We start from the raw sequence: 14,286 nt of genomic DNA on the forward strand, positions 1-14,286 counted from the left end.
GGTCATTTGCGCCCCACATAGAGCACCGAACGCTCGGTGATACCGTGGCGGGTGAAGCTGGCGGCGCTGAAGTCCGCGTGGGTCAGCGCCTGCATGTGGAAGCCGGCGTCGCCCAGGCGTGCGAGGAAGTCCGCGCGGCAGTACATGCGCACGTGGTCGTCCTGGCCAAAGCGCGCCCAACGCTCGTCGACGCTGGCCTCGTCAGGGTCTTCGTCGGTCTCGGTGGCGGTGGTCAGGATCGGCACCATGAGGATCGCCACGCCACCCGGCGCCAGCACCCGGTGCAGCTCGGCCATGGCGCGACGGTCGTCCGGCACGTGTTCGAGCACGTGGGAGCAGACGATGAAGTCGAACGTGGCATCCGGGTACAGGCTCATGTCCTGCAGGTCGACCTTGTCATCGGCCAGCGGCGAGAACAGGTCCGCAGAGCGGTAGACGCTGTCGGGAATCTGCTTGAGGAACGCCGACAGCACCGGTGCCGGCGCGATATCGAGGATGCGCAAAGGGCCCTGGCCGGTGCGCTGCAGGTGCTGCTCGACAAACAGCGCGTAGAGGCGGTCGCGGTCCGAGGACTGGCAGTGGGGGCAGCTGTACTGGCCGACGTTGAGGGTCTCGAAATCCTCCAGCGAGTAGAACACCCGCAGGCGCTGGAACACCTCGAAGAAACTCGCCGGCAAGGGCATGAAATTGGCGAAGCGGGCACGGCACAGGGGGCAGGAGCGCATGGTCAATGGGTCTCGTCGGCAGCAGCACGAAGCAGGTCGATGATGCGTTGCAGCACCTCATCGCCAAGGCTGTCGAAAATGGGCAGGCAGAGGATACGGCTGGAAACGTCCCGGGCCACCGGCAGGCGTTCTTCACGCGCTGATTCAAGGCCGCGGTACATGGGGAAATCGGAAATCAGCGGGTAGAAGTAGCGGCGCACCAGGATGTCGTGCTCGCGGAAACGCTCGTACAGGGCATCGCGGCTCAACGGGAAGTCATCGCCCACCAGGATCGGGAAGTAGGCGTAGTTGTGGCCGGGGCGGTCGTCCCAGGCGCAACGGATGCCCTTCAAGCCCGCCAGGCCCTTGCGGTACAGGCCGTCGATGCGCTGGCGGCGCGCCAGGGCGCCGTCGATGTGCTTGAGTTGCAGCAGGCCGAACGCGGCGTTGATCTCGCTCATCTTGCCGTTGATGCCCGGCGCCATCACCGTCACTTCATCGGCGAACCCGAAGTTCTTCAGGTAGTTGATGCGCTGCTTGATCTTGGCGTCGGGGCAGACAATGGCGCCGCCTTCGAAGGTGTTGAACACCTTGGTGGCGTGGAAGCTGAGGATCGACAGGTCGCCGTGGCGCAAAATGCTGGTGCCTTCCTGGCGCACGGCAAAGGCGTGGGCGGCGTCGTAGATGACCTTCAGGCCATAGGTGTCGGCGATGCGCTGGATGGCGTCGACGTTGCACGGCACGCCGTAGCAATGCACCGGCAGGATGGCCGTGGTCGCTGGCGTGATGGCCTCTTCCAGCCGCGCCGGGTCAAGGTTGTAGGTGTGCGGGCAGATATCGACGAACACCGGCTTGACGCTGTTCCACAGCAGCGAGTGCGCGGTGGCCACGAACGAGTACGGCGTGGTGATCACTTCGCCGGTGATGCGCAGCGCCTGCAACGCCGTGACCAGCGCCAGGGTGCCGTTGGCGAACAGGCACAGGTGTTCTACCCCCAGGTAGTCCGCCAGGGCCTGCTCCAACTGCTCGTGGAACGGACCGGCATTGGTCAGGCGCTTGCTTTCCCAGATGGCCTCCAGGTAGGGAATGAACTCCTCCAGGGGCGGCAACAGCGGGCTGGTAACGGGGGTCTGGCTGGACATGGGGTGTTCACCGCTCTGAGCACTTCTTACGGGTGCGCTCGCCATGAAAATGACGGTGGCGCGAATGCAGAGGGGTGAAGCAAGAAGCCGGCCACAATGGACGACAGGCCCGCGCGGCCTGCCGTCCAGGGGCTATCGGGTCACGGCTGCCAGGCGCGCAACCATTGCTGCAGGGCGTCGCCGTGCAGCATGAAGTTGTCCATCACGGTCTGGCGCAAGGCATCGCCCATTTTCGCGCTGGCGTCCAGGTCCGCCAGGTGCATGCGGATCGCCTCCAGCCACTCGTGGGTGCTGTTGGTCATGACCCGGGTCACAGGGAAGTCGCTGGCATAGCTGCGGGTGGCGGTGCACACCACCGGGTAGCCGCAGGCGCCGTACTCCAGCAGCCGCAGGTTGCTCTTGCAGTCGTTGAAGATGTGCTGCTCCAACGGCGCCAGCGCCAGGTCCAGGTTCAGGCTGGCCATTTTCTGCGGGTACAGGTCCAGTGGCACCGAGGGGTGGTACTCGTGCACATACGGCATCAGTTCCGGCGGGCACATGCCCAGGAACACCCACTCCACTTCGTCGGCCAAGGCCTTGACCACGTCCTTGATCAGCAACAGGTCGCCGGTGTGGCTGGTGCCGCCACCCCAGCCCACGCGCGGCTTGCGCCCCACGCGGCGCTGGCTGGCCAGGCCGCTCCAGCGGTCGGGGGCGAGCATGTTCGGCACCACGCGGATGTCGGTGTGCATGCTGGACATGGCGTCCGCCAGCGACTGGGTGGACACCACCAGGCGGTCGCACAGGCCCACGCCACGGGCCAGGGTCTGGCGGATATCGCTGGACAGGTAGCGCCGGTGCTCGTTGAGTTTGGGCACGTCCAGCAGGTAGTCGTCGATCTCGAACACCCGGAACGCCCGGGAGAACTCCTTGACCTGGCTGATGCCTTCCACCGGGCCCGCGCTGTAGCGGCCCTGGAAGATGATGGTGTCGGGTTCGATGCGCTCGATCTCGAGGATCGACGGCGTGCCGAAGTTGAGCACGCGGGTCGCCAGCCCTGCCCGTTCCAGCTCGAACAAAGGCTGGATCAGGCGGTAGTGGCCCACGGCGCCTTTGTTGATCGGCAGGCCGAGGATGTGCGGCAGCGCCTGGCGGGCGAACGGCTGCCAGCCGCTGCGCAGGCCCACGTGCATGGTGAAGCTGGCGCCCACCAGGCTCAGGTTCTTGTTGTAGGCCGGGTCGCGGGCCAGCTTCGGCAGCCAGGCGTGGAACGCCGCGCGCTGGGCCTGGCGCCAGTCCTGCAGGGCTTGCGGGTCGGCAGCCTGCTCGTGACGGCGCAGTTGCAGGCGCGCGAACGGCGTCCACACCACCAGGTAGCCGCTCTGGCCGGCGCGCAGGCACAGGTCGACATCGGCGAAGGCATGGCCCAGGTCGCCCTCGGCCAGCCCGCCCAGTTCATCGAACAGGGCCTTGTCGATCAGCAGGCACTGCAGGCTGACCGCGCTGTAGTTCTGCACCACTTGCAAACGGTGCATGTAGCCAGGGGCGTTCACCGGGTCACCGACAAACACCGCGCCCACGGCGCCGCGCAGGCCCAGCACCAGGCCGGCGTGCTCGACGGTGCCGTTCGGCGCCTGCAGGCGCGCGCCCACCACGCCAACCTCGTGGCGACGGGCGTGCTGCAGCATCTCGTCCAGCCAGGCGCCGTCGATCACCACGCAGTCCTGGCTGAGGGTCAGCAGGTACTGGCCGCGCGCCTGGGCCGCGCCCAGGTTGAGCATGGCCGGCAAGGCGGTGGCGGCCGGCGCGTCGACAACGCGCAGCTTGGCGCCACCGACCTCGGCCATCGCCTGCAGCCAGTCGCGGGCGTCGGCCGGTTCATCGGCGGCGCTGACGATCAGCACCTCGAAGTGGCCGTAGGTGGTGTGCGTCAACAGGCTTTCCAGGCACGCCTGCAAGGCGCCCAGCCGGCCCTGGCTGGCGATGACCACCGAGACCAGCGGCTGACCGGCGTGGTGGTAGCGAATACGGTTGATCAGGCGAATGTCGGACGACTGGATGTCGTGGGCAAGCCCCAGGCGCTGCAGGTGCCGGCCGACCATCTGCGCGTTGCCTTCACGCACGCTGGCCTCGCCCAGCCAGGCGGCAAAATGCGGCCGAGCGTGCAGCAGCACCTCGCCGATGTGCTCCACGCAATGGGGGCCGTGGCTTTCCACCAGGCGGAAGATCAGGTCATGGGGGCTCAACTCGACCAGGCCGGCGGCAAACCCGCCCTGGGCAATCAACCCGGCCCGGCTGAACGCCAGGCCGCGGCCCACGTAGGGGTAGCTGCGCAGCAGGTCCAGGTTGAAATCGGGGCGAAACACCGGCGCACGATGGCCGACGTCTTCCAGGGCGTCTTCGTCCCAGTAGCAGGCCTGCATGGCGTCGCGCACGGCAATGCGCTCAGCCAGCAGCAGCAACGCGTGTTCGCTCAGGCGGTCGCCGGCGCGCAGCAGGCAGAACCAGTCGTAGCCATCCAGCTCCTGCAGCATGCTGTTCAGTTGCAGGGGCCAGTCCGCCTGTAGCGGCATGTTCAGGGTGTTGCCGATGATGGTCGGCTCTTGCGCCGTGCTGGACAGCACCAGGATGGCCTCGGCCGACCAGGTCTGCTGGCCCAGGCTTTCCAGGGTGGCCTGCAGCGCCTCTTCGCCCTGGTTGTCGATGATCACCGCGATGATCTTCGCCTGGCGCGGCCAGGTGTCGACCCGGGCCGGCAAATGCTGGCGCTGGTCGGCGGAGAAATCGCGGCACTGCAGCCACTGTTCGTACACGGCGTCGTAGTGGTCGCAATCCACGCCGACGAACTCGCGCATGGTTTCCGCCTGCACGCCGAACATGCGCCCCAGGGCCACCTCTTTCCACTCCGGCGCCGGTTCAGTGCTGTTGAGCAGCAGGTGGCGCACGCCACCGACCTTCTCCGCGCGCTCTTCCTTGCGGCCGGCCAGCAGCTGCAACAGGGCGTGCAGTTCGGCCTGGCGGGCGGCTTCCAGGTCGCTGATGTCGGCGAGGCGCAGCGGCGTCAGGCGCTCCACCGACAGGTACTGGTCCACCAGCGCCAGGTCGCCCTTGCGCAGCAGGCAGGTGTAGAGGGTGAGGTCGAGCAGCACCTCGAACGGTGCCTTCTTGTCGGTGAGCGCCGGCATCAGCCGCGCCACTTCGGCGCGGCGCATGATCACGTTGCTCAGGCCGCCGATGAAGTTGGTCGGCCACACCTCGAACATCGACACCAGGTCGAAGCCGTTGAACCGCGCATCACCGGCCACGTAGCCGAAGTTTTCCATGCGGTTGGGCATGATGCGATTGTCGGCGTCGGAGAAGTAGCGCTGGCTGGCGGCAAGGCTGACGCCGGGGAAGCGCACCAGCAGGTCCACCACCCGCGGGGTATGCTCGGGCATCAGCCAGTCTTCGTCGTAGAGCACCTTGATGAACTCGCCCTTGGCCTGGCGCACGCACTCGTTGATGGTGAGGTTGCGCCCCAGGCGACGGGCGTTGCGCACGTAGCGCAAGGCCACGTGCGCCGGCAGCTCGGCGCGCAGCGCCTGCACGGCATCGCGCACTTCCTGGCCCTGGGTGTCATCACAGACCAGCACTTCGAGGTTGGGGTAGTTCTGGCTCACCGCGCTGCGCAGGGCACGCGGGAAGTTCTCGGGATCAAGCGCGGGAATGGCGATGCTGACAAGCGGAGTGGATTTCATGCCGCGGGACTCACTCGACGGTCATCGGACGACAACCGGATACGGATAAAAATACGGCGCCAGGCTCGACCCGGTGAAGGGTCGCGAATGGCGCCGCGAAAAAATGGCACAGGGCTCAGATCTTGTTGAACAGGCTCAACTGGGCGATCTTCGCGAAGGCGGCCTGGGATGCCTCCAGCATGGTCTGCTGCAGGGTCAGGGTGATCGAGGCGGTGGCCATGTCAGTGTCGCCGATGCTCGACTGGGTGGTCTTGTTGGCCAGGCTGATCGAGGTGTTCTCGTCGGTCTGCAGGGTGATGGCGTTGTCGGTGGCGCCAATCACGCCGCGCGCGGTGCCCACCTGGGTGCTGGCCGACGACAGGTTGGCGATGGCCGAGCTGACCGAGTTCTGCAGGGCCAGCAGCTTGGTGTTGTCACCGTTGATCGGGGTGTTCAGCGCGGTGGCCAGCTTGGACAGGGTGTTGAGCACGTTCTGGGTCTTGTGGGAGTCCACCGAGACCTGGAAGGTGTCGCCGGCCGCCGGCGTGCCGCTGACGTCGAAGCTGGCGCCCGCCGCAGACACGGTGGTGCCGCTCATGGTGCCGGTGGCAATGGCCTTGCTGCTGCTGGTGTAGGGCTGGGCATACACCGCGTAGTCGGTGGCGCTGGTGAACTTGACCACCGCACCCGAGCTTGGGAACGTGCTGTTGTACGCCGCCTGGTCAGTGATGGTGCCGCTGGTCAACTGCGCGGTCGAAGTGTTGCCGGCGCTGCGCGACGGGCTCAGGGTGTCGGGGGTGCTCTGCAAGGTGATGCTGTGGCCGGCGGTAGTGCCGGTGTTGGCGGTGTCCACCTTGAGGGTGAAATCGACCCCGCGCAGGCTCAGGGTAGTGCCGGCGTCGTCGGTGGGGTCGAACGTGCCGTTGCCCGCCACTTCGGAGGTAATGTCGTTGCCCGAGCCATCGGTGATGCTGAAGGTGGTGTCACTGGTGAAATTGACGGTGTACGGCTCACCCGTAGTGAACGACTTGTTGTAGGTGGCCTCCGAGTCCATCTGGCCCGGGGAGATGGACACCTTGTTGTCATTCACGGCCGGCGAGGTGACGGTCGACGAAGTGCGGCTGGTGTTGGTGGCCTGCTCGAAGGCTTCGTAGCCGGTGACGCCGGTGGGCAGGCTGAGGGTGTCGGATACCTGCAGGCTCAGCGCGTTCTGGTCACCCTGGTAGGTGTAGGTCCCGTCGGCGTTCTGCACGTACGGCGGCGTGGTGCTCTTGGAGCCGGAGAACATGTAGTACCCCGAGGCGTCCTTGGTGTTGAGCAGGCCCAGCACGGTCTGCTGCACCTGGCTGATCTCGGCGCCGATGGACTGGCGGTCGGCATCGGTCAGCGAGCCGTCACCGGCACGTACCGACAGTTCCTGGGCGCGCTGCAGGGCGTTGTTGATGGAGTTCAACACGCTTTCCTGGTTGTTCAGCGAGTTGGTGGCCGTGGTCATGTTGGTGCTGTACTGGGTCAGCATCGAGCTCTGCTGTTGCAGCTGCAGCAGCTTGGCCGCGCCCACCGGGTCATCGCCGGCGGTCTTGATGCGCACGCCGGAGCTGATCTGCTCCTGGGTCTTGGCGGTTGCCGAGAAGGCCGAGGAGTAGTTGGCCGCGCTGGTCTCGAAGTATTGAGAGGTGGAAATACGCATGGTCGACTAGCCCTCAGAGTGCGTTGAGCAGAGTGGAAAAGGTGTCTTGCGCCGTCTTGATGATCTGCGAGGCGGCCGTGTAGTACTGCTGGTATTTCACCAGGGCGGCGGCTTCGTCATCCAGGTTCACGCCCGAGACCGAGTCGCGGTTGGCCTTGGCGGTGGTCAGCACCGTGGAGGTGGCGCTGGCATCGGTGGTGGCCTGGGCCGATTGCGCGCCCACGCCGGAGACCAGCGCCGCGTAGGCGGCGGTGAAGCTGATGCCGCCGGTGGCCGCGCCGGTGCCGACGGTGGCCGAGGTCTGCAGCCCCAGCAGCGCGGTGGCGTTGCGGTTGTCGGAGCTGCCGCTGGTGTTGAGGGCCACGCTGTAGCTGTCGTTGGCCGCCGGCGTGCCGCTGACGGTGGTGGCGAAGGTGAAGCTGGTCGGGTTGCCGGACGCGTCGTTGACCGGGTTGCCGCTGCTGTCGACGATCGGCACGCTGATGCTCAGGTTGTTGTCCGAGCCGGGCACGATGGTGCCGGTGCCGATGTTGTTGCCCTTGGCGTCGTAGACGGTGTAGCCCTGGGTGCCACCCGAGGCGGTGCCGAACACCAGCTTGACCGGGGTGGAGTTGTCCAGGCCGCTTTGCAGCGCCGCTTTCGCGGTGCTGTCGTAGACGTCCACCGAGGTGGTCAGCGACGGCTGGGTGAAGGTGGCGGTGCCCGAGTTGCTGGAGCTGGCCGTGCCGGTCAGCGGGCCGGCCAGCGCCAGGGTGCTGGTATCGGTCATGGTGGTGCTGATTTCGCTGGCGGCGTTGCGTGTCGGCACGATCTTGAAGCTGTCGCCCGCGGCCACGGCGTTGCCGTTCAACGACAGGGTGAAGCCGTCGATTTCCGGCGCCGGCGTGGTGCTCAGGTCGTAGCTGCCCATGTTGGTGCCGTCGGAGCGCGTGACGCTGTAGGCCGTGGCGCTGGTGAAGGTCACCTGGTAGTCGTTGGTGGTCAGCGCGCCAGTGTCGGCGATGGTCACGTTGAGGTTGCCCGAACCTGCGCTGTTATTCGACGAGGCCAGGCTGCGCTGGCTGATGGCGGTGGCGCTGTTGATGCTGGAGAACAGGTTCGCCCCCAGGTTGCCGTTGCTGTCCACGCCCTGGCCCAGCTGGCTGTTGATGCTGTCGGAGACCGTCAGGGCAATCTGGCCCAGGCTGTTCTGCGCTGGGTTGAGCACGTCGCTGCGGTAGCGCAGCAGGCCGCCGATGGAGCCACCGCTGACCACCGAGGTGACGTCGGTGCTGTAGTTGCCGTAGTTGACCGACAGCGCGTACTGCGACTTGTCGGTGGTGCTGGGCGCCGCCGTCAGGGTGTTGGCGGTGTTGCCGCTCACCAGCGCCTGGCCGGTGCCCAGGTACACGTCGTAGGCGCCGCTGCTGTTGGTCTGAACGGTCACGCCGACCAGTTCATTGAGCGAGCGCACGGCTTCGTTGCGGGCGTCGAGCAGGCTGTTGGGGGTGTTGCCCGAGGCAGACGCAGTGGTGATCTGCTGGTTCAGCGAGGCGATCTGCTTGGTGATGTCGTTGACCTGGCCGCTGAGGGTCGAGAGCTGCGAGTTGATGCCCGCGTTCTGCGAGGTGATCTGCGACGAAATCGAGTTGAAACGGTTGGTCAGGCTCTGGGCAGCGGTCAGCAGCAACTGGCGCGACGAGGTGTCGGTGGGGTTGGCGGACGAGGTCTGCAGGGCCGAGAAGAAGCTGGTCAGGGTCGCGCTGATGCCCGTGGCACTGTCCGACAGCAGGCTGTCCATGGTGCTGACGTTGTCGCTGTAGGTGGCCGCGTCGGCGCTCAGCGCCGTGGTGGTCTGCAGCTGCGAATCCATGTAGCTGTTGTAGATCCGGCGCACGTCGGAAATGGTGGTGCCGGTGCCAACAAAGCCCACGCCCACGTTCTGCATGGCAGCCGCGACGGACGTGGTCGACTCTCGCGAATAGCCCGCGGTGGACACGTTGGTGATGTTGTTACTGGTGACCGTCAAAGCCGTCTGGCTGGCGTTAAGCCCGGAAAGCCCGATTGAAATCAGTGACATGGTTCAAAACCTTATAAATGGGTGGAGGCACTGCCCAGCGCGTAGTTCTGGTAGCCCTTCATCTGCCTGGCTATCTGCGAAATCTTGCTGGCGTAGTCCGGATCGGTGGCGTACCCGGCCTTCTGCAACTCTTTAACAAACTGTTCTGGGTTATCGGCCGACTTCACAACACCTTGATAGCGATCGTTGCTTTGCAGCAGGGTCACCAGGTCATGGAAGCTGTCGGCGTAGGAATCGTAGGAACGGAACTGCGCCGTCTCCTTGACCATCTTGCCGTTGCGGAACTCGCTGGTGATGGCCCGCGCCTGGTCGCCCTGCCAGTTGCCGCTGGCCTTGATGCCGAACAGGTTGTGGCTGCTCTTGCCGCTTTCGTCGCGCATGACCGAGCGCCCCCAACCGGTTTCCAGTGCCGCCTGGGCCACCAGCACGCTGGGGTCGACGCCAATGCGCGCGGCGGCGTCCTTGGCCAGGGGCATCATGGTGGCGACGAATTCGTCGGCGGTGCTGAAGGCTTTCTTGGCCGGCGCCAGCGGTGGCTGGGCCACGCTGCGGCCGATGATGCGAATGTCGCCGCTGGCAATGGCCGCCTGGGCCGATTGCCATTCACCGGCGTCGCTGCCGCCGTCGGCATCGGTGCTGGTGCTGGTGGCAGCGGTCTGCGCCATGCTGCTGGCGACGTTGACCTTGATGCCATTGCGCGCCAGCGCCTGGGTGGCCGCGGCGGTGCCGTCGGTGGCCGCCGAGGTGGACGGCACGATGCCGGCCATGATGCGGTCGGCCAGCTTGCTGGGCAGCGACAGGCGGCGCTGGTTGAGCATGGCCACGTCGTTGCTGTGGGCGGTGCTGGCCGTGCCGTTGAGCGCGTGCTTGAGGTCGGCCGCCGTGTTGCGCCCGCCGTTGAGCGTGGACAGCGCCGGGGCGTTGTGGTCGAACGGGTTGGCGCCGGTGTGCTCCACGCCCTTGTTCTTGGACAACTGCCGCATCAGCACGTCCTGCAGGCCGATGCCGTTGCCCTGCTTGGACAGGGTCACGGCCAGCTGCTGGTCGTACATCGACTGATACTGCTTGGTGGTCTCGGTGTTCATCGGGTTGTCCTTGCCCAACACGTCGTTGGCCGAACGCATCGACTTGAGCATTTCACCGACGAACAGCGACTCGAACTCCTGGGCCACCTTCTTCAGGTTGGCGTCGCTGTCCTTGTCACCGGTCTTCAGCGCGTTCAGGCGATTGAGGTCCGTGTAGGCCCCGGAATCGGCGGGGGCGCTGACGCCACCTTTGGGCATGTCCATGCGCTGCTACCTCAAATCACGATCAGGTCGGCTTGCAGGGCGCCGGCCTGTTTCAGTGCTTCGAGGATGGCCATCAGGTCGCTGGGCGCCGCGCCCACCTGGTTGACCGCACGCACGATCTCGTCAAGCGTGGTGCCGGGGCCGAACTTGAACATCGGCTTGGCTTCCTGCTGGGCGTTGATCTTGGAACGCGGTACCACGGCGGTCTGGCCGTTGGACAGCGGGCCCGGCTGGCTGACGATCGGGTCTTCGGTGATGGTCACGGTGAGGCTGCCGTGGGTCACGGCGGCTGGCGAGACCTTCACGTTCTGGCCGATGACGATGGTGCCGGTACGCGAGTTGATGATGACCTTGGCCGGGGCCGCGCCTGGGTCCACTTCCAGGTTTTCCAGCACCGAGATGTAGTCCACGCGCTGGCTCGGGTCGATCGGCGCGGTGACGCGCACCGAGCCGCCGTCGATGGCCTGGGCCACGCCTGGGCCGAGCATGTTGTTGATCTTGTCGACAATGTGCTTGGCGGTGGTGAAGTCCGAACGGTTGAGGTTCAGGGTCAGGCTGTTGCCCTGGTTGAAGCCGCTCGGCACCGAACGCTCCACCGAGGCACCGCCGGGAATGCGGCCGGCCGACGGCACGTTGACGGTGATCTTGGAGCCGTCCTTGCCCTCGGCGTCGAAGCCGCCCACCACCAGGTTGCCCTGGGCGATGGCGTAGACGTTGCCGTCGATACCCTTCAGCGGGGTCATCAGCAGGCTGCCGCCGCGCAGGCTCTTGGAGTTACCGATGGACGACACGGTGACGTCGATGGTCTGGCCAGGCTTGGAGAACGGTGGCAGGTCGGCATGGATCGACACTGCCGCGACGTTTTTCAGCTGCGTGGTGCCGGTACCGGTGGGCACCTTGATGCCGAATTGCGCCAGCATGTTGTTGAAGGTCTGCAGGGTGAACGGGGTCTGGGTGGTCTGGTCACCCGTACCGTCCAGGCCCACCACCAGGCCGTAGCCGATCAACTGGTTGGAGCGCACGCCGGAAATGCTCGCGATGTCCTTGAGGCGCTCGGCCTGGGCGGCGCTGGCCGCTCCCAGTGCCGCGGCAGCCAGCAGGGTCACGGCCATCAGGTGCTTGAATTTACGCATGGTCGTGGACACCTAGAAAGGCCAGTAGGGGCTCATGAAGAAACGGTCAAGCCAACCGGTCTGGTTGGACTCGGCGAACGCGCCGGTGCCCGAATAGGTAATGCGTGCGTCGGCGACACGGGTCGACGACACGGTGTTGTCGGTGGCGATGTCGTCGGCACGGATCAGGCCGGCGATGCGCACCAGCTCTTCGCCGGTGTTGAGCGTCAGCCATTTCTCGCCGCGCACGGACAAGATGCCGTTGGGCAGCACGTCGGCCACGGTCACGGTGATCGAACCGGTCAGGCTGTTGGCCTGGTCGGCCTTGGCGGTGCCGTCGGTGGCGCGGGTGCCGGTGTAGCCGGCGTCCAGGCTCAGCTTGCCGCCGGTCAGCGGGTTGGTGGTGGACGCGCCACCGCCAAACAGCGAGGTCAGGCCCAGGGAGGTGCTGGAGTCCTTGGTCAGCTTGGAGTCGGCGCTCTTGCTGGCCGCGGTCTTCTCGGCCAGGGTCACGGTGATGATGTCCCCTACCCGGAACGCCTTGCGGTCGGTGTACAGGTTCTGGTCGAAGCCGGACTGGTAAATCGAGCCGTTGTTGGACGCCGCAGGCAGCGGGGTGCGTGGCAGCACCGGCGCGTAGTACGGGTCATTGGGCTTGGGCGGCGGCGACATGCAACCCGACAACAAAGCGATCCCACTCAAGGCAAGAACACTGGACAAACGACTCATGACACTGACCTCACGATGAAGCTGGCGCCGGCGGCGCCGTGTGGCTGGATTACAGATTCTGCGTTACGTACTGGAGCATCTGGTCGGCGGTCGAGATCACTTTGGAGTTCATCTCGTAGGCGCGCTGGGTGGTGATCATGTTCACCAGCTCTTCAACGGTGCTGACGTTGGAGTTTTCCAGGGTGTTCTGCAGGGTGGTGCCGAAGCCGTTGAGGCCCGGGGTACCCACTTGCGGCGCGCCGCTGGAAGCGGTTTCCAGGTACAGGTTGCTGCCGATGGCCTGCAGGCCGGCCGGGTTGATGAAGTCAGCGGTCTGCAGGTTGCCGATCACGGTCGAGGTGGCGCTGGTGGCGGTGGTGATCGACACGGTGCCGTCGGTGCCCACGGTGAAGGTCTGGGCGTTGGTCGGTACCACGATGGCCGGGTTCAGGGCGTTGCCGCTGGCGGTCACGATCTGGCCGTTGGAGTCCAGGTGGAAAGTACCGTCGCGGGTGTACGCGGTGGTGCCGTCCGGCTGGGTGATCTGGAAGAAACCACGGCCGTTGATGGCCATGTCCAGCGGCTGGTCAGTGGTGGCCAGGCTGCCGGCGGTGAAGTTCTTCTGGGTGCCGACGATGCGCACGCCGGTACCCAGCTGCAGGCCCGACGGCAGCTCGGTGTCGGTGGTGGAGTTGGCACCTGGCTGGCGCTTGGTCTGGTACAGCAGGTCCTGGAACTCGGCGCGGTCGGCCTTGAAGCCGGTGGTCGAGACGTTGGCCAGGTTGTTGGAAATGGTCGTCAGGTTCATGTCCTGAGCGGCCAGACCGGTCTTGCTGACGTATAGTGCCGGAAGCATTCTGTTCTCCTAAGTGCGCGCCTGTTTTTCGCCGCGCCCAGTCATTTATCAGGTGTTCTGCAAGACCCGCGCCATGGACTCATCGTCCTCCTTGGCGGTGGTCATCATCTTGATGTGCAGTTCGAATTGCTTGGACAGGGCCAGCACCGAGGTCATCTCTTCCACGGCGTTGACGTTGCTGGCCTGCAGGAAGCCGGAGGTCACGCTGGAGGTGGCGTCGGCCGCGGCCGGTTGGCCGTCCTTGGTGTGCAGCAAGCCGTCGGTGCCCTTGACCAGGTTGCGCGGGTCGGGCTTGACCAGCTTGATGCGGTCCACCTGGGCCATCACTTCCGGGCCCTGGCCCATGGAGCGAACGCTGATGGTGCCGTCGGCGCCCACCTCGATCTGCTGCTGGGGCGGCACGGCAATCGGACCGCCGTTGCCCATGACCGGCAAACCATTGCCGTCGCGCAGCACGCCCAGGGCGTCGACGTTCATGCTGGCCATGCGCACATAGCCCTCGCTGCCGTCGGGCGATTGCACGGCGATGTAGCTGTCGCCGTCGGCGGCCACGTCCAGGTCACGGCCGGTTGCCACCATGGCGCCGGGGGTGAAATCGGTGCCGGGGTTTTCGGTCATGGCGTAGGCGCGCGAGGCGTATACGTCGCCAAACACCGGCATGGAGCGGGCCTGCTCGAGGTCGCGCTGGAAGCCGTTGGTGGAAACGTTGGCCAGGTTGTTGGCGTGAGCCTTCATGGCCAATGAGTTCTGATTGGCCCCGCTCGTAGCCACGTAAAGCATTTTGTCCAAGGTATGTCTCCCATGACGGGCGAATGCCGCCGACCACTGTTCTGAATGGGATATAGCAACAAGCGGGCCAAGGTTGGAAAAGCCTTTGTGTGCCCGGTGTTACAGGGTGATTGCCGGGGTTGGCGCCCTGCCCTGCCCCCGGCCGAGTCGGAAAAACGGCGCGTGGCTGCCGGTTGGCGGCAAGGGGCGCCAGAAAACCGGAGCCGCTCCCCTGTAGCAGCGGCCGCAGGCCGCGTCGTTGA

General features: G+C 65.8%; 10 protein-coding genes. All 10 read right to left on the reverse strand.

Going from position 1 to position 14,286, the window contains the following annotated elements; genetic code table 11:
- Positions 1–2: 2 nt before the first annotated feature.
- Entirely contained in the window at positions 3–725 is a 723-nt protein-coding gene (locus RAM80_RS09565; RefSeq protein ID WP_416426113.1) for a methyltransferase domain-containing protein, read from the reverse strand.
- 2 nt (positions 726–727) lie between these two features.
- The gene (gene vioA, locus RAM80_RS09570; RefSeq protein WP_416426114.1) at positions 728–1,846 is read right to left on the reverse strand and encodes a dTDP-4-amino-4,6-dideoxy-D-glucose aminotransferase VioA; all 1,119 of its coding nucleotides are present in this window, start codon (positions 1,844–1,846) and stop codon (positions 728–730) included.
- Between the two features lie 140 nt (positions 1,847–1,986).
- The gene (locus RAM80_RS09575; RefSeq protein WP_416426115.1) at positions 1,987–5,562 is read right to left on the reverse strand and encodes a glycosyltransferase; all 3,576 of its coding nucleotides are present in this window, start codon (positions 5,560–5,562) and stop codon (positions 1,987–1,989) included.
- A 115-nt stretch (positions 5,563–5,677) separates the two neighbouring features.
- Positions 5,678–7,231: a flagellar hook-associated protein 3 gene (locus tag RAM80_RS09580; protein WP_416426116.1), complete on the reverse strand. Its 1,554-nt coding sequence runs from the start codon at positions 7,229–7,231 to the stop codon at positions 5,678–5,680.
- A gap of 13 nt (positions 7,232–7,244) precedes the next feature.
- Entirely contained in the window at positions 7,245–9,290 is a 2,046-nt protein-coding gene (gene flgK, locus RAM80_RS09585; protein ID WP_416426117.1) for a flagellar hook-associated protein FlgK, read from the reverse strand.
- 11 nt (positions 9,291–9,301) lie between these two features.
- Positions 9,302–10,579 carry a flagellar assembly peptidoglycan hydrolase FlgJ gene (flgJ, locus tag RAM80_RS09590; protein WP_416426118.1) on the reverse strand — a complete coding sequence of 426 codons (1,278 nt, stop codon included), beginning with the start codon at positions 10,577–10,579 and terminating at the stop codon, positions 9,302–9,304.
- An 11-nt stretch (positions 10,580–10,590) separates the two neighbouring features.
- On the reverse strand, positions 10,591–11,712 hold the full coding sequence (locus RAM80_RS09595) for a flagellar basal body P-ring protein FlgI (RefSeq protein ID WP_416426119.1): 1,122 nt from the start codon (positions 11,710–11,712) through the stop codon (positions 10,591–10,593).
- A gap of 12 nt (positions 11,713–11,724) precedes the next feature.
- Entirely contained in the window at positions 11,725–12,420 is a 696-nt protein-coding gene (gene flgH / locus RAM80_RS09600) for a flagellar basal body L-ring protein FlgH (protein ID WP_027981699.1), read from the reverse strand.
- A 49-nt stretch (positions 12,421–12,469) separates the two neighbouring features.
- Complete coding sequence (gene flgG / locus RAM80_RS09605; RefSeq protein WP_416426120.1) at positions 12,470–13,255, reverse strand: flagellar basal-body rod protein FlgG; 786 nt, start codon at positions 13,253–13,255, stop codon at positions 12,470–12,472.
- Between the two features lie 48 nt (positions 13,256–13,303).
- Positions 13,304–14,044 carry a flagellar basal body rod protein FlgF gene (locus RAM80_RS09610; RefSeq protein WP_416426121.1) on the reverse strand — a complete coding sequence of 247 codons (741 nt, stop codon included), beginning with the start codon at positions 14,042–14,044 and terminating at the stop codon, positions 13,304–13,306.
- Positions 14,045–14,286 lie beyond the last annotated feature (242 nt).

Origin of the sequence: Pseudomonas sp. App30 (assembly GCF_047947025.1) — a bacterium.
In the GTDB taxonomy this organism is placed as follows: domain Bacteria; phylum Pseudomonadota; class Gammaproteobacteria; order Pseudomonadales; family Pseudomonadaceae; genus Aquipseudomonas.